This window comes from Rathayibacter sp. Leaf296 (genome assembly GCF_001423045.1).
GTDB lineage: Bacteria > Actinomycetota > Actinomycetes > Actinomycetales > Microbacteriaceae > Rathayibacter > Rathayibacter caricis.
Map to the genome: position 1 here is coordinate 1,288,072 of NZ_LMNR01000001.1, position 26,555 is coordinate 1,314,626.

Here is a 26,555-nt window from a genome sequence, read left to right on the forward strand (position 1 = left end):
TCGGGGGAATGCGCCGGGGCCTAGTCTGTGGGGATGAGACTCGGCAGGTCCCGCCGCTCCTCCGGCCCCCGCGTCGTCGACACCGCGGCGCCGCCTGTCCCGCACGTCCCGGGAACCTCGCGCCCCGTTCCCGACTCCGCCTTCGTGAGCGACGGGATGCGCATCGCGGGTGCCTGGGCATGGCGCGTGCTCGTCGTCGTGGCCGCCCTCGCGGTGCTTGCGCTGCTCATCATCGAGCTGCGCCTCATCGTGATCCCGCTGCTCGTCGCCATCGTCATCGCGGCGCTGCTGGTGCCGTTCTCGAGCTTCCTGCAGCGGCACCGGTGGCCCAAGTGGCTCGCGATCACCGTGTCGGAGCTCGGCATCATCGTCATCATCGGCGGCCTGCTCTTCTTGGTCGTGACGCAGGTCTACCAGGGGTTCGACGACCTGAGCCGCCAGACGGTGCAGTCCTACGACGACCTGAAGGCCTGGCTGCTCGAATCGCCGCTGCACCTCACCGAGGATGAGATCAACGAGTACGCGCAGCAGGCGCTCACCGCCCTGCAGCAGGACTCGGGGATGCTCGTCAGCGGAGCGCTGAGCGTCGGGTCGACCATCGGCCACGTCCTGACCGGCGTCCTGCTCACCCTCTTCTCGACCCTGTTCATCCTGATCGACGGCCCGAACATCTGGCGCTGGGTGGTACGGCTCTTCCCGCACCGCGCGCGCCCCGCGGTCGACGGCGCCGGGCGGGCCGGCTGGGTGACGCTCACCAATTTCGTCAAGGTGCAGATCTTCGTCGCGTTCATCGACGCCGTCGGCATCGGCGTGGGCGCGGCCCTCCTGGGCGTGCCGCTGGCGATCCCGATCGGCGTCCTGGTGTTCCTGGGCTCGTTCGTCCCGGTGATCGGAGCGGTGGCGACCGGCGCTCTCGCCGTCTTCATCGCGCTGGTCTACAACGGCCCGCTGATCGCCCTGATCCTGCTGATCGTCGTCCTCGGCGTCCAGCAGCTCGAGGGGCACATCCTCCAGCCGCTCGTCATGGGCTCGGCCATCAAGATCCACCCGCTCGCGGTGGTGCTCGCCGTCGCCGGCGGCTCCATCGTCGCGGGCATCGCGGGTGCCTTCTTCGCGGTGCCCTTCGTCGCGACCCTGAACGTCATGGTCAACTACATCGCCAGCGGCGCCTGGCGCTCGCCGACCCGAACCCCCGAGAGAGTTGCCGCAGAGCATGCAGACTAGTCACGTCGTCGGACCGTCCCTCCAGGAGTTCGAGGCGGCGCGCAGCGTCATCGCGCCCGTGATCGCGAACACCCCGATGGAGACGAGCACGTTCCTCGCGCAGGTGCTCGGCTCGCCAGTGTTCCTGAAGTGCGAGAACCTGCAGCGCACCGGGTCCTACAAGATCCGCGGCGCGGTGTTCCGCATGTCCCGGCTCTCGCCCGAGGAGCGCGCGCGCGGCGTCGTCGCGGCGTCGGCGGGCAACCACGCGCAGGGCGTCGCGTACGCCGCGCGCGAGCTGGGCATCTCGGCCACCATCTTCATGCCGATCGGAGTCGCGCTGCCCAAGCTCGCAGCCACCCGCGACTACGGCGCCGACGTGGTTCTGAGCGGCCACATCTTCAACGAGTCGCTCGCGGCGGCGGCCGAGTTCGCCGAGCGCACCGGGGCCGTCTTCATCCCGCCGTTCGACCACCCCGACGTCGTCACCGGGCAGGGCACGATCGGACTCGAGATCCTCGAGCAGGCCGAGGGCGTCGAGACGATCGTCGTCCCGATCGGCGGCGGCGGCCTGATCGCCGGCGTCGCCTCGGCGGCGAAGCAGAAGGCCGCGCAGGAGGGGCGCACCCTGCGCGTCATCGGCGTGCAGGCCGCGAACGCCGCTCCGTACCCGTTGTCGCTGGCGAGCGGGGAGCCGACGCTCATCACGATCTCCCCGACGATCGCCGACGGCATCGCGGTGGCCATGCCCGGAGCCCTGAACTTCGCGATCATCCGCGACGTCGTCGACGAGGTCGTGACGGTGGAGGACGACGACATCGCCCGCGCGCTCCTCGTGCTGCTCGAGCGGGCGAAGCTCGTGGTCGAGCCAGCGGGCGCCGTGGGCATCGCGGCGATCCTCACCGGGAAGATCCGCGACGCAGGCAGGACGGCCGTGATCCTCTCGGGCGGCAACATCGACCCGTTGATGATGGAGCGCGTGATCAGCCGCGGCCTCGCCGCCTCGGAGCGCTACCTCAAGATGAGCATCGGCCTGCCGGACCGCCCCGGCCAGCTCGCCCGCATCTCCGAGCTCATCTCGGAGGCCAACGCGAACGTCGTCGAGGTGCTGCACACCCGTCACGGGCGGGGCCTGCAGATCAGCGAGGTCGAACTCGAGATCAGCGTCGAGACGCGCGGTCCGGAGCACGCCGAGCGCGTCCTCCAGGTCCTCCGCGACGCGGGTTACGAACCCCGCGTGTCTCGGAACTGACGCTCGGAAACGAGAGACGCCACCTGTCGGACCCCTTCAGGGCCTCTCACAGGTGGCGTCTCGCGGTGGCGGATCGTTCTCCGGTCGTCCGTCCGCAAGGCGGAGGAGGGAGTCGTACCGTCAGGTACGGCGACCGACGACAACGCCGCGGACGGGCGTCCGGAGGTCGATCAGTGGCCGTTCCAGGTCTCGACGTTCACGACGCGGACGCTGATCGTCCGCCCGTTCGGTGCCTCGAAGCTCGTCGAGTCGCCGACCTTCAGGCCCATGATCGCGCCGCCCAGCGGGCTCTGCGGGCTGTAGACGTCGAGGTCGCTCTCGCCGGCCATCTCGCGGTTGCCGAGCAGGAACCGCGACTCGTCTCCCGCGATCTCGGCCGTGATGATCGTGCCGGCCTCGACCACGCCGTGGCTCTCGGGCGGCGTGCCGATCTCGGCCTCGCGCAGGAGCGAGGTGAGCTGACGGATCCGCGCCTCGATCTTGCCCTGCTCGTCCTTCGCGGCGTGGTAGCCGCCGTTCTCCTTGAGGTCGCCCTCCTCGCGGGCGACCTCGATGCGCTTCGCGATCTCCTCGCGGCCCGCGGTGGACAGTTCGTTCAGCTCCGCCTGGAGGCGGTCGTACGACTCCTGGGTCATCCAGGTGACCTGAGGCTGGTCGGCCATGGTGGGCTCCTCACGTGACTGCCGCGTGCAGGGGTCCGGCGTCCGGGTCCGGGGCTCCCGCCCCGGCGTCCGTGTCGTCCGACGCCCGGCGGCGGTGGAAAAAGACAAGGCCCCGACGAGTCCGTCAGGGCACCCGGCAACCCTACGGGAGCCAGCAGGAGGAGATCAAACCTGTGTTCGCGAGCTCGGTCGTGCGCACCGTCTCGGTGAAGGAGCGGAAGCGCTCGGGGGAGGCGGGGTACTCCACGACGAGCCAGCCCACCACGGCCGACTGCTCGTTGAGCGCCTGGACGGCGCAGGCCACATCGGTCCCCGCGGGCGCCGTGAGGTCGAAGGAGACGGTGACGGTGCGGTCGTCGACGACCCGGTGCGCCGTGTCCTGCACGTCGACGCCGTCGCGACCGCTGTCGAGGCCCACCCAGACCACCCAGGCGGCGAAGACGGCGACGAACGCGAGTGCGACCGCGCCGAAGAGCCAGCGGTTGCCACGGCGGCTGCGCGCGGTGCGTCCGTAGCGAGAGGCGAGCGGGCCGCTCGCCCGGACGGCGTCGGGATCGACCGACGTCTCGTCGCTCCGCTCGGAGCTGTCGGACGTGCGGACGGCCACGGAACTCCCCGGGTGTAGCGGTTACTGTTGACGGATGATGCGCGCTCGCTGCGAGCGGTCGCGTCGCCCCATTAAACCCCGAGGAATCGAGCGATCGTGTCCCAGGCCGCCCAGGTCTCCGTCGATTCGGAGGTGCGGGAGGTCCCGCGCCTCCTCGCCGTGCACGCCCATCCCGACGACGAGTCGAGCAAGGGCGCCGCGACTCTCGCGGCCTACGCCGACCGCGGCGCCGAGGTCATGGTCGTCTCGTGCACCGGAGGCGAGGCCGGCTCCGTCCTGAACGAGTCGCTCGCCGCCCGCGCGCACGCCGAGCGCGACATGGGCGGGCTCCGCCGCCTCGAGATGGCCGAGGCGCAGCGCATCCTGGGCGTGCGGCACACCTGGCTGGGCTTCGTCGACTCCGGGATGGAGGAGGACGGCTCGGTTCCGCCCGCGAGCTTCGCGGCGCTCCCGCTCGCGACGGCGTCGGCTCCGCTGGTCCGGCTTGTCCGACGCTTCAAGCCGCACGTGATCATCAGCTACGACGAGAACGGCGGCTATCCGCACCCGGACCACATCCGGGCGCACCAGGTCGCCATGGAGGCGTTCCGGGCGGCGGGGGAGCCGGACGAGTACCCCGGCCTCGGGGCGCCCTGGTCGGTCGCCAAGCTCTACTACGACCGCGTGTTCAGCGGTCAGAAGCTGCGGGCGATCGCGGAGCACCTCCGCTCGCTCGACCCGGAGGACCCGCGCCTGGCGACCTTCGAGGAGATGAAGCGCTGGTCGGACGACGCTCCGTACCTCGCGACGACGCAGGTGCTCATCTCGGGCTTCCACGACCGGAGGGACGCGGCTCTGCGCGCGCACGCCAGCCAGGTCGCGCCCGACAACGCCTTCTTCTTCCTGCCGCACGAGGCCATCGACGCCGCGTGGCCGACCGACGACTTCCAGCTCGTGCAGTCGCGGGTCGAGGCGCCGACGCCCGAGACCGATCTCTTCGCCGGACTCGACGTCGCCTTCCCGACCGGCGCGCGGAACGAGGTGGACGCGTGATCCCCGCCGTGCTCGACTCCGCCGCCCTGGCGCTGTCCCGGATCGCCGCGGCGACGCCGTCGCCCGCGCCCGACTTCAACGAGGACACCGTCACGCCGGGCCTCTTCGGCTTCATCACGATGCTGGTGATCGCGGTGGCCGCCGTCCTCCTCGCGCTCGACATGGTGCGCCGGGTCCGGCGGACCACCTACCGCGAGCAGGTCGCGGAGCGGCTCGACGCCGAGGAGCGCGAGCGCGCCGCCGAGGCGGAGCGCTCGGAGCGCGGGCCCGCGGACGACCGCTCGGAGCGCTGACGCCGGCTCAGCCGCCGTTGTAGGCGGGGTGCAGCGAGATCAGCAGGGCCGCCGTCCAGTGGCAGACGAACGCCACGGCGGTCAGCGCGTGGAAGATCTCGTGGAACCCGAAGACCCCCGGCACGGGGTTGGGCCGCTTGAAGCCGTACACGATCGCTCCGACCGTGTAGCAGAGACCGCCCACGAGGACGAGGACCATCATCGTCGCGCTCGCCTCGAACAGCGGTGCGAGGTACATCACCGCCGCCCAGCCCAGGAGCAGGTAGAGCGGCACGTAGAGCCAGCGCGGCGCCGAGATCCAGAACACCCGGAAGCCGATCCCGAGCAGCGCGCCGGACCAGACGAGCACGAGCAGCAGCGTGCCCTGCGGGGGCGGCAGCGCGAGGACCGCGAGCGGCGTGTAGGTGCCCGCGATCAGCAGGAAGATGTTGGCGTGGTCGATCCGCTTGAGGATCACCTTCGTCCGCGGTGCCCAGTCGAACCGGTGGTAGAGGGCGGAGTTGCCGAAGAGCAGGAGCGAGGACGTCACGAAGACGGCGGCGGCCCACTTCGCGGCGGTGCCGTCGGCCACCGAGACGAGGACGATCCCGGCCACGATCGCGAACGGGAAGAGCCCGGCGTGGATCCAGCCGCGCCAGGTCGGCTTCGACTCGGCCACCGCTCCGTGGTCGATCTCGTCGTCGACGAGGGGGAGGTTCGGCAGGTCCGGCCCGTCGGCGTCGTCCCGCGCCACGGCGTCGTCGGCACGGGGGGAGGACCGACGAGCGGGCTCGGGGGCGGGGGGCGTCGGCCGGTGGCTCATACGGCTCAGGATACGGCCGGTCCCGGTGACGCCGCCGGGCGCCGCGACCCTTCCCGGGCAGGAGCATCGGCTACCGTAGCGATGTGCCGAAGCCGAGACTGCCAGTGGGAAGGGACCTCCTCTACGGCGTCTACAAGAAGCGGTTGAGGTCGAGCCTGGCTCCCGGCACCCTGCCGAACCACGTCGCGATGATCATCGACGGCAACCGGCGCTGGGCGCGGCAGCGGGCCCTCGAGACGGCGGCCCACGGCCACCGCGCGGGCGCAGCGAAGGTGCACGAGTTCCTCCAGTGGTGCGACGAGCTGGGCGTCCGGCACGTCACCCTCTACCTGCTCTCGCAGGACAACCTCGTCGGCCGCGACAGCTCCGAGCTCACCGAGCTGATCGCGATCATCGCCGACCTCGCCGAGGAGGTCTCGCAGCAGCCTGACTGGCGCGTGCAGCACGTCGGCTCCGACGACGGGCTCCCGGAGTCGCTCATCGAGGCCCTCGACGCCGCCGAGGAGCGCACGGCCCGCCACACCGGCCTGCACGTGAACCTCGCGGTCGGCTACGGCGGGCGTCACGAGATCGCGCAGGCGGTCCGCAGCATCCTCGACGAGCACGGCAAGCGCGGATCCACGATCGAGGACGTCGCGGAGCTGCTGACGCCCGAGCTGATCGGCGAGCACCTCTACACGAGCGGCCAGCCCGACCCCGACCTGGTCATCCGCACGTCGGGGGAGCAGCGGCTCTCGGACTTCATGCTCTGGCAGAGCGCGCACAGCGAGTTCTACTTCATGGAGGCGCTCGGGCCGGACATCCGCGAGGTCGACTTCCTCCGGGCCCTGCGCGACTACGCGGGGCGGCACCGCCGCTTCGGCAGCTGAGGCGCCCGCGCCACCACCGACCGGAAGGGCCGGCATGAGCACGACGAACACCCTCGCGATGGACGAGTTCCTCGGAGCCTTCGCCGAGGAGACCGGCTACCTCGACTTCGCCCGCGTCGGTCCGATCTCGGCGACGGCCGAGGCCGAGCAGGAGGCGGCGACGCGGCTCCTGCAGGCGGGCAGGGCCCTCGACGAGCTGCAGCGGCAGGACGAGCGGGTGCGCACCGCCGTGGGTGCCCTCGTCGATCGGCCGTCCGAGCAGGTCGTCTTCCAGCCGAACACGTCGACGGGGCTGCTGCACGCGATGCTCGGTCTGCGGGGGAGCGTGCTGCTCTCCTCCGCCGAGTTCCCGAGCCTGCCCTACGCCGCGGTGCGCGCGCAGCAGGCGCTCGGGGAGATGTCGCCCGTCTGGCTGCCGACCGAGGGCGGTCGGGTGACTCCGGAGGCGGTGCGCGACGCTCTCACTCCGGACGTGGTCGCCGTGGCCGTGAGCCTCGTCGACTCCCGGACGGGCCACCTCGCCGACCTCGGCGCGCTCCGCGAGGTCATCGGCGATCGCCTGCTGATCGTGGACGCGATCCAGGGCTTCGGAGTCGTCGACGCACCGTACGCCGCGGCCGACGTCGTCGTGTCCGGCGGTCAGAAGTGGGTGCGGTCGGGCTGGGGCACGGGCTTCCTGGCCCTCGGCGAGCGGGCGCTCGAGCGGCTCTCGCCGGTGCTCTCGGGCTGGACGGGCTCCGACGCCGTCGAACCCTGGGACGAGGTCGCGCCGCCTGCCTTCGGCGCGCGCGCCTACAGCGTGACGAACCCGGATCCGATCGCCCAGGCGCGCTTCGCCGGGGCGCTGGAGGACATCGCGGCGGTGGGAGTGCCCGCGATCGCCGCGGTGATCGCCGAGCGCGTCAGCGCGGTGATCGACCTCGCCGACGAGTTCGGCCTCGCCGTGACGAGCTCGCGCGACGAGCGCGACCGCGCCGGCATCGTCGTCGTCGAACCGGCCCCGGAGGAGCTCGCTCCGCTGGCCGCCTCGCTCGAGGTCCACGGGGTGACCGCCCGCCTGCGGCCGGGCACGGTCCGCTTCAGCGCCCACGCCAGCACCACGGACGAGACGCTGGCCGCCCTGCGCGCCGCTCTCGTCTCGGCCGGCACCGGCGCCGACTTCTGACCTGCGCCCGGCGTTCACACACTGGTTACACACTCGAACCACACGGATGTCATTCGCGGGGTTATGTTCGAGTCATCAGGTGAAGCGCCTGGTCGAGACGGACCCGAGGGAACGGCTCGACATCGCGCAGATCGGTGAGAGGGAACTGCGCGGTGCCGAGACGCACCGGAGGGCCGGCTTCGCAGCATGAGCCGGGGGCGTTCGAGCCTCCGGGGTGTGGAGAGTCGTCGTGACAGTTCCCCAGGGTATGGACCAGCAGGCCGCAGCGCAGGGCGGCGTCCACCGCCGACCGCAGCACGGCTCGACCGGGTCCTCCGATCAGCTCCTCCGCACGTACGTGCTCGACACGTCGGTGCTGCTCTCCGATCCGATGGCGATGTTCCGGTTCGCGGAGCACGCGGTCGTGCTGCCGATCGTCGTCATCGGCGAGCTCGAGGGCAAGCGCCACGATCCCGAGATCGGCTACTTCGCGCGTCAGGCGCTGCGGCACCTCGACGAGCTGCGCATCAAGCACGAGCGCCTCGACTTCCCGATCGCCGTCGGCAACGGGGGCACCCTCCGCGTCGAGCTCAACCACTCCAACATGTCGGTCCTGCCCAGCGGACTCCAGCTGGGCGACAACGACGCGCGGATCCTCGCGGTCGCGATGAACCTCGCCAATGAGGGCTCCACCGTCACCGTCGTGTCCAAGGACATGCCGATGCGCGTCAAGGCGGCGTCGATCGGCCTCGCCGCCGAGGAGTACCTCGCCGAGCTCGCTCCGGAGTCGGGCTGGACCGGCATGGACGACATCACGCTCGAGGGCGGCGCGATGAGCGAGTTCTACGACCGGGAGCGCCTCTTCACCGATGCGGTCGAGGGGATCCCGATCAACACGGGCCTCGTGGTCCACTCCGACCGCGGATCGGCGCTCGCGCGGGTGACCGGCAAGCGGCAGATCACGCTCGTGCGCGGCGACCGCGACGTCTTCGGGCTGCACGGACGCTCGGCGGAGCAGCGGCTCGCGATCGACCTGCTCCTGGACCAGGAGGTGGGCATCGTCTCGCTGGGGGGCCGCGCGGGCACCGGCAAGTCGGCTCTGGCGCTGTGCGCAGGCCTGGAGGCGGTGCTCGAGAAGCGCCAGCACAAGAAGATCATGGTCTTCCGCCCGCTGTACGCCGTGGGCGGTCAGGATCTCGGCTTCCTGCCGGGCGACGCGGCCGAGAAGATGAACCCCTGGGCCCAGGCGGTCTTCGACACGCTCGGTGCCCTGGTGTCGCAGAACGTGCTCGACGAGGTGATCGAGCGCGGGATGCTCGAGGTCCTGCCGCTGACCCACATCCGCGGGCGCTCGCTGCACGACGCCTTCGTGATCGTCGACGAGGCGCAGTCGCTCGAGCGGAACGTGCTGCTCACCGTCCTGTCCCGCGTGGGACAGAACTCGCGGGTGGTGCTGACCCACGACGTCGCCCAGCGCGACAACCTGCGGGTCGGCCGTCACGACGGCGTCGCCTCCGTCATCGAGACGCTGAAGGGCCACCCGCTGTTCGCGCACGTCACGCTCACCCGCTCGGAGCGCTCGGCGATCGCCGCGCTGGTGACCGAGATGCTGGAGTCGAACGAGCTGGCCTAGCTCGCAGCGGTCGTCCTCCGGCTCGCAGAACCGCGTTCGGCGCGCAGGATCCACGGATCCCTGCGCGCCGGACGCGGTTCTGCGGGTCGGAGGCCGCTTCCTCGGCGGCCGTGCGGGTCGACGGGCGTAGCGTGGACCGGGTGAGCATCCTCGACGACGCGCTCCTCGAGCGCTTCCGCCTCCGCGCCGCCGACTACGACGAGCGCAACGCCTTCTTCACCGAGGACCTCGAGGAGCTGCGCGCTGTCGGCTACCTGGCGCTGCTCGTGCCGTCCGAGCTGGGCGGTGCGGGGCTCGGCCTGGAGCAGGCGGCGGCGGAGCAGACCCGGCTCGCGACCGCGGCGCCGGCCACCGCACTGGCCGTCAACATGCACCTCGTCTGGACCGGGGTCGCGAAGATCCTGCGCGACCGGGGCGACTCCTCCCTCGAGCACGTGCTCGTGGACGCCGCCGCCGGCCACGTCTTCGCCTTCGGGAACAGCGAGCCGGGCAACGACCTCGTGCTCTTCGACTCCCTGACCCGCGCCGAGCCGCTGCCGGACGGCGGCCACCGCTTCACGGGCACGAAGGTCTTCACCTCGCTCTCGCCCGCATGGACGCGGCTGGGCGTCTTCGGGCGGGACGACAGCGGTCCGGAGCCGCGGCTGGTGCACGGCTTCGTCGATCGCGACACCCCGGAGTCGCCGGTCGCTGGCCTGGGAACGCGCGACGACTGGGACACGCTCGGCATGCGCGCCACGCAGAGCCGCACGACGATCCTGGACGGCGTCGAGATCCCGGCCGGGCGGATGTTCCGCTCGCTGCCCGTGGGCCCGAACGCGGATCCGCTGGTCTTCGCGATCTTCGCAGCGTTCGAGCTGCTGATCGCGTCCGTGTACCTCGGGATCGCGCAGCGGGCGCTCGCGCTGGCTGTCGAGTCCGCGGAGCGCCGCACGTCGAGGAAGGCGGGTGGGCGGTCCCTCGCGCACGACCCGGACGTCCGGTGGCGCGTCGCGGACGCGGCGATCCTGCTCGACGGCCTCGAGGCTCCGCTGCGCTCGGCCGCCGCCGACGTCGACGCCCTCGTCGACCGCGGCGCGCGCTGGTTCCCGTCGCTCGTGGGCGTCAAGATCCGCACGACGGAGGCGGCTCTGCGGATCGTGGAGAGCGCCGTGCGCGTGGCGGGCGGGTCGGCCTACTCGCGGAGCTCGGAACTCTCGCGCCTGTACCGCGACGTGCTCGCCGGCCTCTTCCACCCGTCCGACGACGAGTCCGCCCACTCCACCTTCGCGACCGCCTGGCTCGGCCCCCTGCCCCCAGCGGAGTGACATCGTCCCTCAGAGGAGTCCCGGCTATCTCGAGGGTTCGCGACCGGACGGCCCCGTCCACCGACTACTGACCTGTCGGCGGACGCCCAGCCGCACGCCTTCAAGGCGAACGCGTGAAACGCGTGCCAGCGTTTCGCGCTAGCCGTACGCAGGACGCTCTGCACGACGCATCCATCCTGCCAAGCCGACCGCGGGGCCGTCCTGCGCAGCAGGACAGCCCCGTGATGAGCATGACTTCCCCCGGCTCAGCCGGGGGAAGTCATGCTCATCACGTCGAGAGCGCTGTCCAGCTGCTCCTCCGTCACCTCGCCGCGCTCGACGAAGCCGAGGTCGACGACCGACTCGCGGACCGTGATGCCCTTGGCGACGGAGTTCTTCGCGACCTTGGCGGCCGCCTCGTAGCCGATGACCTTGTTGAGCGGCGTGACGATCGAGGGCGAGGACTCGGCCAGGGCGCGGGCGCGCTCCAGGTTCGCCTCGAGGCCGTCGATGGTCTTGTCGGCCAGGAGGACCGACGAGTTCGAGAGCAGGCGGATCGACTCGAGCAGAGCGGTTCCCATGACGGGGATCGCGACGTTCAGCTCGAAGGCTCCCGAGGCGCCGGCCCAGGCGATGGTGGCGTCGTTGCCGATGACGCGGGCGCAGACCATGAGCACCGCCTCCGGGATCACCGGGTTGACCTTGCCGGGCATGATCGAGGAGCCGGGCTGCAGGTCGGGGATGTGCAGCTCGCCGAGCCCGGTGTTCGGGCCCGAGCCCATCCAGCGGAGGTCGTTGTTGATCTTGGTGAGGCTCACGGCGAGCACGCGCAGCGCACCGGACGCCTCGACCAGCGAGTCGCGGGCGCCCTGGGCCTCGAAGTGGTTGCGGGCCTCGGTGACGGGCAGGCCCGTCTCCTCCGCGAGGCGCGCGATGACCTTCTGCGGGAACCCGGCGGGGGTGTTGATGCCGGTGCCGACCGCGGTGCCGCCCAGGGGGACCTCGGCGACGCGGGGGAGCGCCGACTGCACGCGCTCGATGCCGAGTCGGATCTGGGCGGCGTATCCGCCGAACTCCTGCCCGAGGGTCACGGGGGTCGCGTCCATCAGATGGGTGCGGCCCGACTTGACCGCCTCGGACCACAGCTCGGCCTTGGTCTCGAGCGCCTCGGCGAGGTGCTCGAGCGAGGGGATGAGGGTCTCGATCAGCGCGCCGGTCACGGCGACGTGCACCGAGGTGGGGAACACGTCGTTGGAGGACTGCGAGGCGTTGACGTGGTCGTTGGGGTGGACCGTGCGGCCGAGCGCGGTGGTCGCGAGGCTGCTGAGCACCTCGTTCATGTTCATGTTCGAGGACGTGCCCGAGCCGGTCTGGTAGACGTCGATCGGGAAGTGCTCGTCGTACCCGCCGGCGACGATCAGGTCGGCCGCGTCGGCGATGGCCCCCGCGATGTCGGCGTCGAGGACGCCCAGCTCGGCATTGGCGAGCGCCGCGGCCTTCTTGATGCGCGCGAGCGCCGCGATCTGGGCCGGCTCGAGTCCGGCTCCCGAGATCGGGAAGTTCTCGACGGCGCGCTTCGTCTGCGCGGCGTACAGGGCGTTCCGCGGAACGCGCACTTCCCCCATCGTGTCGTGCTCGATGCGGAAGTCGCCGGAGTCGGTCGGGAGGTGATCCACCACGCTGTGTTCGTCCTTGTCTGATCGGTGCTGTTCGCCGGGGCCGATTACTCGGCGCCGGACTCCGTCGCGTCGGTCGACGCGCCGGACTGGAGGGGGCTGGGCGTGCGCTCCTGCTCGGAGAGGTAGGGGCTCAGCTGGGGAGGGTCGATGCCGAGCACGACGTCCGAGACGACCGTGCCGTCCGAGAGGCGGTAGTTCGCTCCGACGACCGCGAGCGAGCCCGAGGCGACCGCGTCGGCGATCAGCGGCGACCGCTGGAGCATCTCGGCGACGGTGTCGCGCAGGTGCTCGCGGCCGACGACGAGGGCGTCGGTGGTCGACGGGTCGACGAGCACGCGCCCGTCCGGCTGCGGCCCGACGACGCGGCGGACCGCGGGGATGATCGGCTCGATGAGGTGCTCGATGTGCGGAGGGAGGCGCTGCGCTCCCGGGGCCTGGGACTCGATCGCGGCCTTCACCGCGCCGCACTCGTCGTGCCCGAGGACCAGGATCAGCTTCACTCCCAGCACGGCGACCGCGTACTCGAGGGAGCCGAGGATGGAGTCGGCGATGACCTGCCCGGCGTTGCGGACGACGAAGAGGTCGCCGAGGCCCAGGTCGAAGATGATCTCGGCGGCGAGGCGGGAGTCGCTGCAGCCGAAGAGGGCGGCGAGCGGACGCTGCGCGGCGGCGAGTTCGGCGCGGCGCTCGACGTCCTGCCGCGGGTGGCGGGGCTCGCCGGCGACGAAGCGCTGGTTGCCGCGCAGCATCTCCTTCCACACCCACGCGGGCGGGCGGGACTCGCGCGGCACCGGGATGGTCTGCGGGGCGTCGCCGCCGAGGGCGTCGTCGTGGATGCTCACTGTTCCTCCTGGCCGATCTGGGGCGAGACGGCGTCGACGACCTCGCGGATCCGCTCGACGGGAGCGGTTCCGTAGACGAGGTAGGTGCTGGCGCCCTCGGTGGTCTCGAGTGCGTAGGGCGTGTTGCCGGTGTCCTGGCCCGAGTCCCGGCGGTCGTAGACCGTCCACTCGCGGCCGTCGATCCGCTCGACGCCTGTGGCTGCGGCGCGGTCGAGCTGCCGGGCGACCCAGGCCTCGTCGGCGTCGAAGCCCTGGCTGAGGCCGACGTAGCCGGAGTCGGGCGCCGGGGTCAGCAGGCCCACGTACCAGTAGTCGATGCCGCCGTCGGTGCGCAGCTCGGCGGCGTTCGCGGACCAGTCGTCGGGCATGCGGGGCACGGCGAGGGTCTCGGTCTCGCCGAGCTGGAGCTGCGAGGCGACGAGCGGCACGTCGATCGCCGGGCGCTCCGTGCCGTCGCCGCGGGGCACGATCAGCACGATGAGGGCCACGACTCCGACCGTCGCGAGCAACGAGAAGACCAGGTTGTTGACGGTCTTGCGCTGGCGGTAGAGCCGGGAGTTCTCGGCCTTGCGCGCCGCGACCTCGTCGGGGGTCTCGGGGCGGCCGAGCTCGGCGACGACCCTCGGCTCCTTGCGGCGGCTCATCCGGCGCTCGATCCGGAGCGGGCGGCCTCGAGGCGTGCACGGGCGCCGATCAGCCACTCCTCGCAGCGCGCCGCGAGGGCTTCGCCGCGCTCCCAGAGGGCGAGGGAGCGCTCGAGGGTCGAGCTGCCCTGCTCGAGCTCGGAGACCACGCGCACGAGCTCGTCGCGGGCCTGCTCGTAGCTGAAACCGGAGACGTCGGAATCGAGTCCCTCGGGAGCGGGGGAGTCGGTGCGGGCGTCGGCCATGGTCTTGATCCTATCGATCGGTGCGCCCGGGCAGGCGCGGCGGGGGAGGTCGGGCGGAGGGTCAGCCGCGGCCGGCGGGGTCGGCGGCGGACCCCTCGGAGCGGGCGGCGACGGCGCCCTCCGCGAGCGTCAGGACGAGCGCCTCGCCCGCCTCGGCGTCTCCCGGAGCGCGGACGACATGACCCGCGGCGTTCTGCACGATCGCGTAGCCGCGGTCGAGCGTGTGCTGCGGCGAGAGGGCGCGCAGATGCCCGTGCAGGCGCTCCACCTCGAGGTGCGCGCGCTCGATCCGGCGCTCGACGAGCTCGGCGCCGCGGGCGACCCACCGGGTCAGCTCCTCCGAGCGCTGGTCGACCAGGACGCGGGGGTTCGCCAGCACGGGGCGCGAGCGCAGCTGCGAGAGCCGGTCGACCTCGTGCGAGACGAGCCCGCTGACCCGCGTGGTCATCCGCAGGCGCGCCTGCTGCACCCGGAGGAGCTCGTCGGACACGTCGGGCACCACGCGCTTGGCGGCATCGGTCGGCGTCGAGGCGCGCAGGTCGGCGACGTCGTCGAGGAGAGGCCGGTCGGCCTCGTGGCCGATGGCGCTGACGACCGGTGTCGAGCAGGCCGCGACGGCGCGCACGAGCGACTCGTCGCTGAAGCCCAGGAGGTTCTGGAAGTCGCCGCCGCCGCGGGCGATCACGATGACGTCGATGCTCTCGTCGGCGTCGAGGGCGCGCAGTGCCGACAGCACCTCGGGGACCGTGCGATCGCCCTGGACCGCGGCGTGGACGACTCGGAAGCGCACAGCCGGCCAGCGCAGCTGCGCGTTCCGCAGCACGTCCTTCTCGGCGTCCGAGTCCTTGCCCGTGATCAGTCCCACGCCATGCGGGAGGAACGGGAGGCGCTTCTTGCGACCCGGCTCGAACAGCCCCTCGGAGGCGAGCTGCCGCCGCAGCCGCTCCAGCTTCTCGAGCAGGTCGCCGAGGCCCACGTGGCGCATCTCGAACACCTGCATGGTGAGCGTGCCGCCCTTGAGCCAGTAGTTCGGCTTCACGAGCGCGATCACGCGGGCGCCCTGCGCCAGATCGGCCGGGATGCGGGAGCGGACCGACGACCAGATCGTGAATCCGACCGTGGCGTCGCCCGAGACGTCCTTGAGCTTGCCGTAGACGTTGCCGCCCGAGACGCCCCACTGGGTGATCTCGCCCTCGACCCACGCGGTGCCCAGCCGTTCGATCCAGCCCTTGAGCTTGCTCGCGAGCAGGCCGACCGGCCACGGGTTCTCGGCGGTGGGAGGGGCGTCTGTCATCGGTGCCTTCGCTCGGGCGGACGGGGGAGTGGCGGGGCGGCCCGCGTCGACCACCGTACGGGATGCCTCCGACAGCGCATCGGCCTCCGCTCAGCCGGGAGCGCATAGAATCAGGGGGTGAGTCAAGTCTCGATCAGCCTGCCCATGCCGCGCATGCCCCGCGCCACCGGGCGTCTCCGCGACGTCCCCGTCGACGGCGCGAAGCGCGTGCTCCTCGCCGCCCCGCGCGGCTACTGCGCCGGAGTCGACCGCGCGGTCGTCGCCGTCGAGAAGGCCATCGAGCACTACGGCGCTCCGGTCTACGTGCGCAAGCAGATCGTGCACAACGTGCACGTGGTCTCGACGCTCGAGAGCCAGGGCGCGATCTTCGTCGACGAGGTCGACGAGGTCCCCGAGGGCTCGCACATCGTCTTCAGTGCCCACGGCGTCTCCCCGGCGGTCGTGCAGGGCGCCGCCGACCGCAACCTCCAGGCGATCGACGCGACCTGCCCGCTCGTCACCAAGGTGCACCGCGAGGCCGTCCGCTTCGCGCGCGACGACTTCGAGATCCTCCTGATCGGCCACGAGGGCCACGAGGAGGTCGAGGGCACCGCGGGCGAGGCTCCGGACCACGTGACCCTGGTCGGCAGCCCCGACGAGGTCGACACCATCGTCGTGAAAGACCCCGACAAGGTCGTCTGGCTCTCGCAGACCACGCTCTCGGTCGACGAGACGATGGAGACGGTCCGCCGCCTCCGCGAGCGCTTCCCCAACCTGCAGGACCCGCCCAGCGACGACATCTGCTACGCCACCCAGAACCGGCAGGTCGCGATCAAGAAGGTCGCCGCCGACGCCGAGCTCGTGATCGTGGTCGGCTCCGCCAACTCCTCCAACTCGGTGCGCCTCGTCGAGGTCGCGCTCGAGTACGGCGCCAAGGCCGCCTACCGCGTCGACTATGCGAGCGAGATCAAGCAGGAGTGGCTCGACGGCATCCGCACCGTGGGCGTCACCAGCGGCGCGTCGGTGCCCGAGGTCCTCGTGCGCGAGGTGCTCGACGACCTGGCCGCCGCGGGCTACGGCGAGGTCGAGGAGGTCAAGACGGCGGAGGAGGACCTGATGTTCTCGCTCCCCAAGGAGCTCCGGAAGGACGTCGCCGGCAAGCGCGACGCCCGCGCCATCGGCGGCCGCGTCACGGCGCCCGCCGCGAACTGACGCCGGTCCGCCCGGCGAGACGAGACGAGGCCGCCGTCCCCGAGGGGGCGGCGGCCTCGTCCGTGCGAGGGGTCAGGCGTCGAGCCCGGCAGCGCCCTGGCTCGACATCCGCGAGACATAGTCGGCGAAGGTCGGGTCGCCCAGGATCGCGATGCCCGCGACGACCATCGAGAGGACGATCGTCGCCGCGATCCCGAGGATCGGGACGAGGACGGCCCGCTTGCCGGCCCGCAGTCGCCGGACCGAGATCCAGACGGCGAAGGCGACGATCAGCGACTGCACGAGCGCCGTGACGACCCCGAGGGTGCGCGCCAGATCGGGCGAGGCGTAGGTGCCGATGCCCTGGCTGGTGTAGAGGTCGGACAGCGTCGTCGCGAAGCTCGACGGATCGAGCAGCGTCGGCACGGCGAAGAAGACGCCGAGCGCGAGCAGGATGATCGTGAGCAGGCGGTCGACGGGGTGGGCGACGCCCGGCTTCGCGCCGGCGGTCGCGGGGCGGGGCTCCGTCTCGGAGCCGCGCGGATCCGGGACCACGGTCTCGGCCGGAGGGTTCCACGACCAGCCGGGAGGCGCGTACTCGCCGTACTGCGGCTTCGGACGGTCGGCGCCGCCCGGCTGGTCGTGTGCGTTCGTCACGGAGCGTCCGCCTACTTCCCGGAGTTGCCGGCGGAGCCGAGCTGACGGGTCGCCTCGGCCACGCGGGCGGCCATGGCGGTCTCGGCGATCTTGCCCCAGGCGCGCGGGTCGTAGATCTTCTTGTTGCCGACCTCGCCGTCGACCTTGAGGAAGCCGTCGTAGTTCTTCAGCACGGTGTCCGCGATCGAGCGGCTGAACGCGTACTGGGTGTCGGTGTCGATGTTCATCTTCACGACGCCGTTGCGGACCGCCTCCGCGATCTCCTCGTCGGTCGAGCCGGAGCCGCCGTGGAAGACGAGGTCGAGCGGGAGGGCGTCGGTGCCGTACTTCGCCTGCAGGCCGTCCTGGATCTCGCGGAGCAGCTCCGGGCGCAGGCGCACGTTGCCGGGCTTGTAGACGCCGTGGACGTTGCCGAAGGTCAGCGCGGCCATGTAGCGGCCCTGCTCGCCGAAGCCGAGCGCCTCGACCGTCGCGATCGCGTCGTCGAGGGTCGTGTAGAGGTGCTCGTTGATGTCGTGCGAGACGCCGTCCTCCTCGCCGCCGACGACGCCGATCTCGACCTCGAGGATCGCGTTGATGTTCTTGATGCGGGGGAGGATCTCCTTGGCGATGGCCAGGTTCTCGTCCAGGGGCACGGCCGAGCCGTCCCACATGTGCGACTGGAACAGGGGCTCGCGACCGGCCTTGACCTCCTCCTCGGAGGCGGCGATCAGCGGGTAGACGAAGCCCTCGAGGGCGTTCTTCGGGCAGTGGTCGGTGTGCAGCGCGACGGTCACCGGGTAGTTCTTGGCGACCTCGGTCGCGAACTTCGCGAAGGCGATCGCTCCTGCCGCGCGGTTCTTCACGGTGTGACCGGCGAAGTAGTCGGCGCCTCCCGTGGTGACCTGGATGATGCCGTCGGAACCGGCCTCGGTGAGGCCCTGGAGGACCGAGTTGATGGTCTGCGACGACGAGACGTTGAAGGCGGGGTAGGCGAAACCGCCGGCCTTCGCCTTGTCGAGCATCTCTGCGTACTGGTCCGGGGTAGCGACGGGCATGGCTTCTCCTTTGACGGATGAACGGGAGGGGGTCGGGCGAGGCCCGCGTCGCGGTCGAGTCTAGCGAGGCGGGTGCGGGCCCTCCCCCGGGGCGCGAGCGGGGCCTCCGCTAGGCTTCGAGCGGGATGGGGACCCGCTCTCGCGGGTCCTGCGACGACGCCGTCTGCACGAACTCGAACGCGAAGGACTCCGCGCTGTGACCGATACCGACCACGACTCCCTCTACCTCCACCCTGATCGCAACCTCGGCATGGAGCTCGTCCGGGCCACCGAGGCCGCGGCCATCCGCGCCGTGCCGTTCATCGGCAAGGGCGACAAGAACGCCGCCGACGGCGCCGCCGTCGACGCCATGCGCACCTTCCTCGGCACCGTCAACTTCGACGGGGTCGTCGTCATCGGCGAGGGCGAGAAGGACAACGCGCCCATGCTCTACAACGGCGAGCACGTGGGCAACGGCTCCGGCCCGTCGGCCGACATCGCCGTCGACCCGATCGACGGCACCTCGCTGACCGCCGCAGGTCGCCAGAACGCCCTCTCGATGATCGCCGTCGCCGACCGCGGCGCGATGTTCGATCCGTCCGCCGTGTTCTACATGGAGAAGATCGTCACCGGGCCCGAGGGCGTCGGGATCATCGACATCGAGCGCCCGATCGGCGAGAACATCCGCGCCCTGGCCCGCGCCAAGCGGAAGCCCGTCGACGAGATGCGCATCGCGGTGCTCGACCGCCCGCGCCACGCGAAGCTGATCGAGGAGATCCGCGCCGCGGGCGCCGGCACGCGCCTCCTGCTCGACGGCGACGTCGCGGGCGGCATCAACGCGGCCCGTCACGACTCGCGCCTCGACATGTGCGTCGGCATCGGAGGAACGCCCGAGGGCATCATCACGGCCTGCGCGATCCGCGCGCTGGGCGGCGTGATCCAGGGGATCCTGCGGCCCAAGGACGACGACGAGCGCCAGCGCGCGATCGACGCCGGCCACGACCTCGACCGGGTCCTGCACGCGAACGACCTCGTCCGCAGCGACAACACGTACTTCGTCGCGACCGGCGTGACCAACGGCGGGCTCGTGAAGGGCGTGCGCAAGGAGGGGCACGTCATCACGACGGAGTCGATCGTCCTGCGCTCGCGCTCGGGGACCATCCGCCGCGTGACCGCGCAGCACCTCGCGGAGAAGTGGATCTAAACACTCCTCCTCGTCCCGAAGGGGCTCTGCGCTGCGGCGCGGGGCCCCTTCGCCGTTCCGGAGCGCCGGCTCAGGCGCTGCGTTCATCGGGGAGGGCCTCCGACTCGACGAGCTCGACGGCAGTGAGCCGCCGCGGCGACGACGTGACGCCCCGTGCCGGGGCGATGACGCGCGTCTCGTCGAGCGAGTCGAACTGGCGCGCGGTGACGAGCACGCGGCTCTCGAGCGAGCCGGCGAACGCGTTGTAGGAGTCGACCGTCCTCTCGATCGACCGGCGCAGCCCCTCCGCGTGGTCGGCGAGCGTGCTCAGGCGCGCGTAGAGGGTCTTGCCGAGATCGAGGAGCCGCTTCGCGTCGTCGGTCAGCACGTCCTGCTGCCACGTGTAGGCGACCGTCTTCAGCACCGACCACAGGGTGACGGGCGAGGCGAGGGCGACACGCTTGCGGAACGCGTACTCGAGCAGCGTCGGGTCGGAGTCGAGCGCGCTCGCGAGCAGCGGCTCGCTGGGGACGAAGGCGATCACGAACTCGGGGCTGGCCGGCAGCCCCGACCAGTAGGAGCGCGCCGCCAGGGCGTCGATGTGGCCGCGCAGGGCGCGCACGTGGGCGCGCAGGAGAGTCGTGCGGCGGGCCTCCTCGTCGGCTCCCGCGCCGGCCGGGATCGCACTCGCCTCGAGGTAGGCGTCGAACGGCACCTTCGCGTCGACGGCGATCGCCTTGCCGCCGGGCAGGCGGACGACCATGTCGGCGCGCCCGCGGCCCCCCTCGCCCTCGACGCCGAACTGCACGTCGAAGTCGACCCGCTGCACGAGACCCGCCGCCTCGACGACGTTGCGCAGCTGCGTCTCGCCCCAGGCGCCGCGGCTGCTGTTCGAGCGCAGCGCCGACGCCAGGGTCTCGGTGGTCGAGCGGAGCCGTTCGCCCGCCGCGCGCTGCCCCTCGAGCTGCTCGGTGATCGCTCCGAACTGCTCCGCTCGCTCGTTCTCGAGCCGGCGCACCGCCTCCTGCATCCCGCGGAGGCTCTCGGCGACGGGGGAGAGGGTCTGCAGGATGCGCGCGTCGTGCCGCTCGCGCTCGGCCACGGCGCGGAGCTGCTCCTGGAGCTCGCGCACCTGCTCGCGGGCGGTGCCGACCTGCTCGCGGTACTGCTCCACGACCGCCTCGTGGCGCTCCTCCAGCCCGTCGGCCCGGGCGCTCGCGGTGGCGAGCTCGAGCGCGAGCGCCTGATCCGGCGTGCGGGAGCGCGCCCACAGCGCGACGGCCAGACCGGCCAGGAGAGCGCCGATCACGAGTCCGAGGAGGAAGGAGGTGTCCATGCCGCGATGACACCACGGACGTCCGACACTGAGCACGCGGTCATCGGCGCGGCGCCCTGATGAGGGACAAGACCGTCCTCGGACTCCTCGTAGACTTCGCGATCATGGGGAATCACCGCCGATCATCGCGCCTGCTCACCGCCGCGCTCGCCGTCGCCGTCGGGCTCGGCACCGCTCTCGTCCCGGTCACCGCCGCTTCGGCCGCCGAGGACGTCCTGCCGCCCGCCTCCGTCCTCGTCGAGCCTGGCGCCTCCGACGCCGGCGTCGACGTCGCCGACGACGCGCCCGGGGACCTGAAGGTCCAGTACCCGGCCAGCAGCACGAAGAGCTTCCGTGCCGGCTTCATCTTCAGCGACGCCGTCTTCTTCGACAGCGGCGCGAAGAGCGCCTCCGGGATGCAGGCGCTCCTGAACGACAAGGGCAGCGCCTGCTCCGGCACGAACGACGGCGTGCCCTGCCTGAAGGAGTTCAGCCAGCCGACGCCGACGAAGGCGGCCGACCCGATGTGCCGCGAGTACCGCGGCAGCTCCCGCGAGTCCGCGGCGTCGATCTTCGCGCGGGTCGGCGAGGCCTGCGGCATCAACCCGCTCGTCCTGGCCGTGCTGGTCCAGAAGGAGACGAGCCTGGTCACCACGACCCGCCCGACCGCGGGCCTCTACAACCAGGCCACCGGCTTCAACTGCCCCGACGGCTCCGGCTGCGACACCGGCTCGGCCGGCTTCTTCACGCAGGTCTACGGAGCGGCGCGCCAGTTCAAGAAGTACGCGAACCCGGTCGGATCGGACCAGACCTTCAGCCGGTACGCGGCGGGGACGACGCCGAACATCCTGTTCCACCCCGACGCGTCCTGCGGCTCGTCGCCGGTCGCGGTGCGCAACCAGGCCACGGCGAACCTCTACTACTACACGCCGTACCAGCCCAACGAGTACGCCCTGACCAACACGGGGAACCAGGCCTGCGCGAGCTACGGCAACATCAACTTCTGGTACATCTTCAGCGACTGGAGCGGCTCGCTGGCGAACGCCGGAGCCGAACCCGTGGGCCGCGTCGACGCGCCGCGGATCTCGGGCGGCGTGCTCACCGCCTCCGGGTGGACGGTCGACCCGACCACGCAGCGCGCGGCCCTCGCGACCACGGTGACGATCACCGCTCCCAACGGCGAGAGGACCGTCCGGACGGTGTCGGCGGACAGCCGACGCGGCGACATCCCGGGACAGCTCCCCGCCGCGGGCGGGAACCACGGCTTCACCGTCACCACGCCCGCCTCCCAGTCCGGCGCCTACACGGTGTGCGTGACCGCCGCCTCCGTCGACTGGAACCGCTGGGTCGGGTCGGGCGACTCGCGCGGCCCCGGGTCGAAGGACCTCGGCTGCTCGAGCGTCGGTGGCCAGGGGACGCTCCAGGTCGACCGCCTCGCCGGCAAGGACCGCCAGGAGACCGCGGTGAAGATCTCGCAGGCCACCTTCAAGGCCAACGTGCCCGTCGTCTACATCGCCACCGGCGGCAACTTCCCGGACGCGCTCAGCGCCGCTCCGGCCGCCGCCAAGCAGGGCGGCCCGCTGCTGCTGGTCGACCGCGACTCCATGTCGCAGCCCGTCCGCGACGAACTGGCCCGCCTGAAGCCCGCGAAGATCGTCGTCGTCGGCTCAGCGCAGAGCGTCAGCGACTCCCTCGGCCGCGAGCTGGCCCGCTACACGAAGTCCATCCAGCGCATCGGCGGAGTGGACCGCTACGACACCTCGCGGAAGATCATCGCCTACGCGTTCCCGCAGGGCTCCTCGAAGGCGTGGCTCGCCACCGGCGAGAAGTTCCCGGACGCGCTGGGCGCGAGTGCGGCGGCCGGCTCGGTCGACGCTCCGGTGATCCTCGTCAACGGCGGTCTCCCCGCGGCCGACCCGGCGACGAAGACCGTCGTCACCCGGCTCGGCGTGAAGACGCTGACCATCGCCGGCAGCGCGCTCTCGGTCAGCGACGGCATCAAGCGGACGCTCCCGATCGCCTCGACGCGGATCGGCGGCACCGACCGCTACGACACCTCCGAGAAGCTGAATGCGGCGGCCTTCCAGAAGGCGAGCACCGTGCTCCTGGCGACCGGCGAGAACTACCCGGACGCGCTCGCGGGCGCCACGGCCGCGGGCTACAGCGGGAGCCCGCTGTTCGCGGTGCCGAGGGACTGCGTCCCGCGGGCCGTTCTCGACGACATCGCGCGCTTCGGCGCGAAGAGGGTCGTCCTGCTGGGCAGCACGAACACGCTGTCGGACTCGGTCGCGCGGCTCACGCCCTGCGGCTGATCCCGGGTCACGCCGTGCGGCCGGCCTCGTCGGGGGTCGCCGCTAGCGTGGAGGGATGAGTACGCCGACCTCCCCGCGCGCCGTCCGTCGGCGCCGGGGAGGGGCGGCGGCTCTCGCGTTGCTCGCGGCGGTGGCGCTGCTGTCCGGTGCGAGTGATCTCGGCGGGTCGGCCGCGACGCCGTCGTCGGGGGCCGAGGTGCGGATGTGGACGGACTTCGTGCCGAGAGCCGACGCTTCGGGGTTCGACCCCGGCGAGATCGTGTCGGACGCGGTGTTCTTCGACGGCGACGCCCTCGCGCCGACCGCGATCCAGGCGTTCCTGGACGCGCGGGTGCTCGAGTGCGAGAGCGTCGACGTGCCCTGCCTGCGCGACTACGCGGAGGACACCGGGGACGTCGCGGCCGACGCGCAGTGCTCGGCGCACGTCGGCGGACCGGCCCGCTCGGCGGCCGAGATCATCGGATCGGTCGGGGCCGCCTGCGACGTCAGCCCCGCGGTGCTCCTGGTGCTGCTGCAGAAGGAGCAGTCGCTGGTGACCGATCCGTCCCCCGGTGAGCGGCAGTTCCGCAGCGCCACGGGCTACGGCTGCCCCGACACGGCCGACTGCGACAGCGACTACTTCGGCTTCTTCGGCCAGGTCTACGGAGCCGCGTGGCAGTTCCAGCGCTACGCGAACCCGGACAGCAGCTTCGATTGGTACCCCGTCGGCGAGGTGAGCGAGGTGCAGTACTCGCCCGACGCGAGCTGCGGCACGGCTCCGGTGCTGATCGAGAACGCGGCGACCGCGGGGCTCTACTACTACACGCCCTATCAGCCCAACGCGGCGGCGCTCGAGAACCTGTACGGCGAGGGCGATGCGTGCTCGGCCTACGGCAACCGCAACTTCTGGCGCCTGTTCAGCGACTGGTTCGGCGACCCGCGCGCCTGATGAGCGGCGTCAGGCCGCGACGGGAGCGGCGGGGCGCAGGCGCTTGACGGCGATGCCGGCGAGTTCCCCCAGCTCGGCCATGCTGCGCGCTCCGTGGCGCGCTGCCGCATGCACGACGATCGCCGCGCACGCCTCGGCGTCGGCGGACGCGTCGTGGTGGCGGAAGTCCTCGAAGCCGGCCGCGCGAGCAACGAACGGAAGCCGGTAGGACTCGAGCTCGTAGGTCTTGCGGGCGAGCTGCAGCGAGCAGAGGTAGTCGTACTCGGGGTGCTCGAGCTCCGTCGCGGCGCAGGCGGCCCGGATGACGCCCATGTCGAAGCCGGCGTTGTGCGCGACGAAGACGTCGTCGCCGGCGAACGCCGCGAGGTCGGCGAACTGGTCGCTCCAGCCGAGGGCGCCGCGCACGTCCGCCTTGCGGATGCCGTGGATCCGGGTGTTCCACTCGAGGAAGTCGTCGAAGCCGAACGGCGGGCGGATGAGCCACCCCGCGCGGTCGACGACGCGGCCGTCGCGGACCTTCACGAGCCCCACCGAGCAGGCGGAGGCCCCGTGGGAGTTGGCGGTCTCGAAATCGATGGCGGTGAAGTCGATGGGCACGCTTCACCCTCTCACGCACCTCCGACGCGGCCGGGAAAGGCACGCGGGGGCCTGCGCCGCCACGCCGTAGGATGGATGCCCGTGGCTCTCACTATCGCAATCGTCGGTCTCCCCAACGTCGGCAAGTCGACGCTCTTCAACGCACTGACCAAGAACACGGTGCTCGCGGCGAACTACCCGTTCGCGACGATCGAGCCCAACGTCGGAGTCGTGAACCTGCCCGACCCGCGGCTGGAGGTGCTCGCCGGGATCTTCGGCTCCGAGCGCATCCTGCCCGCCCCCGTCTCCTTCGTCGACATCGCCGGCATCGTGCGCGGCGCGTCGGAGGGGGAGGGGCTCGGCAACAAGTTCCTCGCCAACATCCGCGAGGCCGACGCCATCGCCCAGGTCATCCGCGGCTTCGAGGACTCGGACGTCGTGCACGTCGACGGCAAGGTCGACGCCGCCAGCGACATGGAGACCATCAACACCGAGCTGATCCTCGCCGACCTGCAGACCCTCGAGAAGGCCGAGGCGCGCTACGAGAAGGAGCTCAAGGGTCGCAAGATCGAGCCGATCGTGCTCGAGACCGCGAAGAAGGCGCGCGAGTTCCTCGACTCCGGCAAGCCGCTGTCGGCGACCACGATCGACCTCGAGCCGATCCGCGAGCTGGGTCTGCTGACCGCGAAGCCCTTCATCTACGTCTTCAACGTCGACGAGGCCGTGCTGACCGACGACGGCCGCAAGGCCGAGCTGTCGGCGCTGGTCGCCCCGGCGCAGGCGATCTTCCTCGACGCGAAGATCGAGTCCGAGCTGATCGACCTCGACGAGGCCGACGCCGCCGAGATGCTCGAGTCGACCGGCCAGACGGAGTCGGGCCTGAACCAGCTCGCGCGCATCGGCTTCGACACGCTGGGCCTGCAGACCTACCTCACGGCCGGCCCGAAGGAGACGCGCGCCTGGACGATCGGGAAGGGCTGGACCGCCCCGCAGGCGGCCGGCGTGATCCACACCGACTTCCAGAAGGGCTTCATCAAGGCCGAGATCATCTCGTTCGACGACCTCGTCGAGACCGGGTCGATCGCCGAGGCCCGCTCGAAGGGCAAGGCCCGCATCGAGGGCAAGGACTACGTGATGCAGGACGGCGACGTGGTGGAGTTCCGCTTCAACGTGTAGTCGGGCTCCGGCTCGTCGAACCGCTCTCGGCTCGTAGGATCCGCGGATCCGTGTGAGCCGAAGCTGTTCTCACGAGCCGGTGTGTCGACGCGGCGACGGCATCCGCACGGGCTGCTGACCGCGGCGTGGTATCACGCTGGTATCGTCGACTCATGGCGATGACCTTGAGGCTGACCGACGAGCAGGAGCGAGCCCTCGCGGCTCTCGCCGACTCGCAGGGCATCAGCAAGCAGAAGGCGACGGTGCGCGCGATCCTCGAGGCGGCGGATCGCCGAGTGCAGCGGGCAGATGTCGCCGAGCTCTCGGCCCGCGGGCGCGAGCGGTACGCGGCGTTGCTCGACCGGCTCGCCCAGTAGTGCGCTACCTCGGACTCGAGGATCTCCTCGCGATCGCCGAGGACCTCCGAGTCGCCTCGGTGCGGGACCTCGGACTGCTCGACTCCGCCGCCCACCGACCGCAGTCCTCGCTCTACGGCCGCGAGGCCTACCCGGGCATCCACCTGAAGGCAGCTGTGCTCCTCGAGTCGATCGTCCGCAACAATCCGCTGATCGACGGGAACAAGCGGCTCGGCTGGCTCTCGGCCGTGGTCTTCCTCGGGCTGAACGGGCTCGATCTCGACGCACCGGACGACGATGCGTACGACCTCGTGATCGGCGTCGCCACTGGAGAAGTGGCGGCGGAGGAGAGCGCCGGGAAGCTCGGCGACTGGACGAGTCCGATCGGCTGATCAGCGGA

At 71.5% G+C, this 26,555-nt stretch carries 27 protein-coding genes; 15 read left to right on the forward strand and 12 right to left on the reverse strand.

What is annotated here, in order from left to right; all coding sequences use genetic code 11:
• Positions 1-33 precede the first annotated feature (33 nt).
• A complete protein-coding gene (locus ASF46_RS05970) occupies positions 34-1,224 on the forward strand; it encodes an AI-2E family transporter (RefSeq protein WP_157602255.1) in 1,191 nt (396 codons plus the stop codon).
• Positions 1,214-2,455: a threonine ammonia-lyase gene (gene ilvA / locus ASF46_RS05975; RefSeq protein WP_056866768.1), complete on the forward strand. Its 1,242-nt coding sequence runs from the start codon at positions 1,214-1,216 to the stop codon at positions 2,453-2,455. The genes ASF46_RS05970 and ilvA overlap by 11 nt, the downstream gene beginning before the upstream one ends.
• Positions 2,456-2,625: 170 nt before the next feature.
• On the opposite strand, the gene greA is transcribed toward ilvA, so the two are convergent.
• Together greA and ASF46_RS05985 are read right to left on the reverse strand one after the other, a co-directional pair.
• A complete protein-coding gene (gene greA / locus ASF46_RS05980) occupies positions 2,626-3,117 on the reverse strand; it encodes a transcription elongation factor GreA (protein ID WP_055788332.1) in 492 nt (163 codons plus the stop codon).
• 142 nt (positions 3,118-3,259) lie between these two features.
• On the reverse strand, positions 3,260-3,724 hold the full coding sequence (locus tag ASF46_RS05985) for a DUF4307 domain-containing protein (protein WP_056866769.1): 465 nt from the start codon (positions 3,722-3,724) through the stop codon (positions 3,260-3,262).
• 96 nt (positions 3,725-3,820) lie between these two features.
• Between ASF46_RS05985 and mca the strand changes: the two genes are divergently transcribed.
• Positions 3,821-4,756 (forward strand): mycothiol conjugate amidase Mca, encoded by a 936-nt coding sequence (gene mca, locus ASF46_RS05990; RefSeq protein ID WP_235576862.1) that lies wholly within the window; start codon positions 3,821-3,823, stop codon positions 4,754-4,756.
• Entirely contained in the window at positions 4,753-5,049 is a 297-nt protein-coding gene (locus tag ASF46_RS05995; protein ID WP_235576863.1) for a hypothetical protein, read from the forward strand. The genes mca and ASF46_RS05995 overlap by 4 nt, the downstream gene beginning before the upstream one ends.
• A gap of 7 nt (positions 5,050-5,056) precedes the next feature.
• Here ASF46_RS05995 and trhA read toward each other — a convergent pair whose 3' ends face one another.
• Positions 5,057-5,851: a PAQR family membrane homeostasis protein TrhA gene (trhA, locus tag ASF46_RS06000; RefSeq protein WP_082485275.1), complete on the reverse strand. Its 795-nt coding sequence runs from the start codon at positions 5,849-5,851 to the stop codon at positions 5,057-5,059.
• A gap of 104 nt (positions 5,852-5,955) precedes the next feature.
• On the opposite strand from trhA, the gene ASF46_RS06005 reads away from it, so the two are divergent.
• The 4 genes from ASF46_RS06005 (at position 5,956) to ASF46_RS06020 (ending at position 10,804) form a co-directional block, all read left to right on the forward strand.
• Positions 5,956-6,720, forward strand: a complete 765-nt coding sequence (locus ASF46_RS06005; RefSeq protein WP_327205457.1) for an isoprenyl transferase — start codon at positions 5,956-5,958, stop codon at positions 6,718-6,720.
• 34 nt (positions 6,721-6,754) lie between these two features.
• Entirely contained in the window at positions 6,755-7,885 is a 1,131-nt protein-coding gene (locus tag ASF46_RS06010) for an aminotransferase class V-fold PLP-dependent enzyme (RefSeq protein WP_235576864.1), read from the forward strand.
• A 247-nt stretch (positions 7,886-8,132) separates the two neighbouring features.
• Positions 8,133-9,497 carry a PhoH family protein gene (locus ASF46_RS06015; RefSeq protein ID WP_082485276.1) on the forward strand — a complete coding sequence of 455 codons (1,365 nt, stop codon included), beginning with the start codon at positions 8,133-8,135 and terminating at the stop codon, positions 9,495-9,497.
• 131 nt (positions 9,498-9,628) lie between these two features.
• Positions 9,629-10,804: an acyl-CoA dehydrogenase family protein gene (locus ASF46_RS06020; protein WP_056866772.1), complete on the forward strand. Its 1,176-nt coding sequence runs from the start codon at positions 9,629-9,631 to the stop codon at positions 10,802-10,804.
• A gap of 245 nt (positions 10,805-11,049) precedes the next feature.
• Here the strand turns inward: ASF46_RS06020 and ASF46_RS06025 are convergent, their stop codons facing one another.
• The 5 genes from ASF46_RS06025 to xseA form a co-directional block, all read right to left on the reverse strand.
• Positions 11,050-12,462 (reverse strand): class II fumarate hydratase, encoded by a 1,413-nt coding sequence (locus tag ASF46_RS06025; protein WP_082485277.1) that lies wholly within the window; start codon positions 12,460-12,462, stop codon positions 11,050-11,052.
• 44 nt (positions 12,463-12,506) lie between these two features.
• Complete coding sequence (locus ASF46_RS06030; protein ID WP_082485394.1) at positions 12,507-13,211, reverse strand: carbonic anhydrase; 705 nt, start codon at positions 13,209-13,211, stop codon at positions 12,507-12,509.
• Between the two features lie 89 nt (positions 13,212-13,300).
• Entirely contained in the window at positions 13,301-13,948 is a 648-nt protein-coding gene (locus tag ASF46_RS06035) for a DUF4245 domain-containing protein (RefSeq protein ID WP_082485278.1), read from the reverse strand.
• Complete coding sequence (locus ASF46_RS06040; RefSeq protein ID WP_056866773.1) at positions 13,945-14,193, reverse strand: exodeoxyribonuclease VII small subunit; 249 nt, start codon at positions 14,191-14,193, stop codon at positions 13,945-13,947. Before ASF46_RS06040 ends, ASF46_RS06035 begins: the two co-directional genes overlap by 4 nt.
• A gap of 61 nt (positions 14,194-14,254) precedes the next feature.
• On the reverse strand, positions 14,255-15,487 hold the full coding sequence (xseA, locus tag ASF46_RS06045; protein ID WP_056867480.1) for an exodeoxyribonuclease VII large subunit: 1,233 nt from the start codon (positions 15,485-15,487) through the stop codon (positions 14,255-14,257).
• A 144-nt stretch (positions 15,488-15,631) separates the two neighbouring features.
• Between xseA and ASF46_RS06050 the strand changes: the two genes are divergently transcribed.
• Entirely contained in the window at positions 15,632-16,678 is a 1,047-nt protein-coding gene (locus tag ASF46_RS06050) for a 4-hydroxy-3-methylbut-2-enyl diphosphate reductase (protein WP_055788346.1), read from the forward strand.
• Positions 16,679-16,750: 72 nt separating this feature from the next.
• Here the strand turns inward: ASF46_RS06050 and ASF46_RS06055 are convergent, their stop codons facing one another.
• The gene (locus tag ASF46_RS06055) at positions 16,751-17,314 is read right to left on the reverse strand and encodes a DUF6264 family protein (protein WP_056866774.1); all 564 of its coding nucleotides are present in this window, start codon (positions 17,312-17,314) and stop codon (positions 16,751-16,753) included.
• A gap of 11 nt (positions 17,315-17,325) precedes the next feature.
• Positions 17,326-18,351, reverse strand: a complete 1,026-nt coding sequence (fbaA, locus tag ASF46_RS06060; RefSeq protein WP_056866775.1) for a class II fructose-bisphosphate aldolase — start codon at positions 18,349-18,351, stop codon at positions 17,326-17,328.
• Positions 18,352-18,547: 196 nt separating this feature from the next.
• Here fbaA and glpX point away from each other — a divergent pair, with 196 nt between their 5' ends.
• Positions 18,548-19,534 carry a class II fructose-bisphosphatase gene (glpX, locus tag ASF46_RS06065; RefSeq protein ID WP_416351479.1) on the forward strand — a complete coding sequence of 329 codons (987 nt, stop codon included), beginning with the start codon at positions 18,548-18,550 and terminating at the stop codon, positions 19,532-19,534.
• Positions 19,535-19,604: 70 nt separating this feature from the next.
• On the opposite strand, the gene ASF46_RS06070 is transcribed toward glpX, so the two are convergent.
• Complete coding sequence (locus ASF46_RS06070) at positions 19,605-20,849, reverse strand: DNA recombination protein RmuC (protein WP_056866776.1); 1,245 nt, start codon at positions 20,847-20,849, stop codon at positions 19,605-19,607.
• Between the two features lie 59 nt (positions 20,850-20,908).
• Here ASF46_RS06070 and ASF46_RS06075 point away from each other — a divergent pair, with 59 nt between their 5' ends.
• Positions 20,909-23,140 (forward strand): cell wall-binding repeat-containing protein, encoded by a 2,232-nt coding sequence (locus ASF46_RS06075; RefSeq protein ID WP_056866777.1) that lies wholly within the window; start codon positions 20,909-20,911, stop codon positions 23,138-23,140.
• Positions 23,141-23,195: 55 nt separating this feature from the next.
• Positions 23,196-24,068 carry a hemagglutinin gene (locus tag ASF46_RS06080; RefSeq protein WP_157602258.1) on the forward strand — a complete coding sequence of 291 codons (873 nt, stop codon included), beginning with the start codon at positions 23,196-23,198 and terminating at the stop codon, positions 24,066-24,068.
• A gap of 9 nt (positions 24,069-24,077) precedes the next feature.
• Here ASF46_RS06080 and ASF46_RS06085 read toward each other — a convergent pair whose 3' ends face one another.
• Positions 24,078-24,665: a 3'-5' exonuclease gene (locus ASF46_RS06085; RefSeq protein ID WP_056866779.1), complete on the reverse strand. Its 588-nt coding sequence runs from the start codon at positions 24,663-24,665 to the stop codon at positions 24,078-24,080.
• 81 nt (positions 24,666-24,746) lie between these two features.
• On the opposite strand from ASF46_RS06085, the gene ychF reads away from it, so the two are divergent.
• From ychF to ASF46_RS06100, 3 genes are all read left to right on the forward strand, one after another.
• The gene (ychF, locus tag ASF46_RS06090; protein WP_056866780.1) at positions 24,747-25,820 is read left to right on the forward strand and encodes a redox-regulated ATPase YchF; all 1,074 of its coding nucleotides are present in this window, start codon (positions 24,747-24,749) and stop codon (positions 25,818-25,820) included.
• Positions 25,821-25,972: 152 nt separating this feature from the next.
• Complete coding sequence (locus tag ASF46_RS06095; protein WP_056866781.1) at positions 25,973-26,176, forward strand: hypothetical protein; 204 nt, start codon at positions 25,973-25,975, stop codon at positions 26,174-26,176.
• A complete protein-coding gene (locus ASF46_RS06100) occupies positions 26,176-26,547 on the forward strand; it encodes a type II toxin-antitoxin system death-on-curing family toxin (protein ID WP_056866782.1) in 372 nt (123 codons plus the stop codon). Before ASF46_RS06095 ends, ASF46_RS06100 begins: the two co-directional genes overlap by 1 nt.
• The last annotated feature ends 8 nt before the right edge of the window (positions 26,548-26,555 follow it).

Bases quoted from the DNA above. Each gene is read 5' to 3' on its own strand.
- ASF46_RS06050 (WP_055788346.1), top strand. From the start codon at position 15,632: ATGCCGCGCATGCCCCGCGCCACCGGGCGTCTCCGCGACGTCCCCGTC.
- ASF46_RS06095 (WP_056866781.1), top strand. From the start codon at position 25,973: ATGGCGATGACCTTGAGGCTGACCGACGAGCAGGAGCGAGCCCTCGCG.
- ASF46_RS06080 (WP_157602258.1), top strand. From the start codon at position 23,196: ATGAGTACGCCGACCTCCCCGCGCGCCGTCCGTCGGCGCCGGGGAGGG.
- ilvA (WP_056866768.1), top strand. From the start codon at position 1,214: ATGCAGACTAGTCACGTCGTCGGACCGTCCCTCCAGGAGTTCGAGGCG.
- ASF46_RS06075 (WP_056866777.1), top strand. From the start codon at position 20,909: ATGAGGGACAAGACCGTCCTCGGACTCCTCGTAGACTTCGCGATCATG.
- fbaA (WP_056866775.1), bottom strand. From the start codon at position 18,351: ATGCCCGTCGCTACCCCGGACCAGTACGCAGAGATGCTCGACAAGGCG.
- ASF46_RS06010 (WP_235576864.1), top strand. From the start codon at position 6,755: ATGAGCACGACGAACACCCTCGCGATGGACGAGTTCCTCGGAGCCTTC.
- ASF46_RS05970 (WP_157602255.1), top strand. From the start codon at position 34: ATGAGACTCGGCAGGTCCCGCCGCTCCTCCGGCCCCCGCGTCGTCGAC.
- ASF46_RS06030 (WP_082485394.1), bottom strand. From the start codon at position 13,211: ATGCTGCGCGGCAACCAGCGCTTCGTCGCCGGCGAGCCCCGCCACCCG.
- greA (WP_055788332.1), bottom strand. From the start codon at position 3,117: ATGGCCGACCAGCCTCAGGTCACCTGGATGACCCAGGAGTCGTACGAC.
- ASF46_RS06035 (WP_082485278.1), bottom strand. From the start codon at position 13,948: ATGAGCCGCCGCAAGGAGCCGAGGGTCGTCGCCGAGCTCGGCCGCCCC.
- ASF46_RS06040 (WP_056866773.1), bottom strand. From the start codon at position 14,193: ATGGCCGACGCCCGCACCGACTCCCCCGCTCCCGAGGGACTCGATTCC.
- xseA (WP_056867480.1), bottom strand. From the start codon at position 15,487: ATGACAGACGCCCCTCCCACCGCCGAGAACCCGTGGCCGGTCGGCCTG.
- trhA (WP_082485275.1), bottom strand. From the start codon at position 5,851: ATGAGCCACCGGCCGACGCCCCCCGCCCCCGAGCCCGCTCGTCGGTCC.
- ASF46_RS06015 (WP_082485276.1), top strand. From the start codon at position 8,133: ATGGACCAGCAGGCCGCAGCGCAGGGCGGCGTCCACCGCCGACCGCAG.
- ASF46_RS06070 (WP_056866776.1), bottom strand. From the start codon at position 20,849: ATGGACACCTCCTTCCTCCTCGGACTCGTGATCGGCGCTCTCCTGGCC.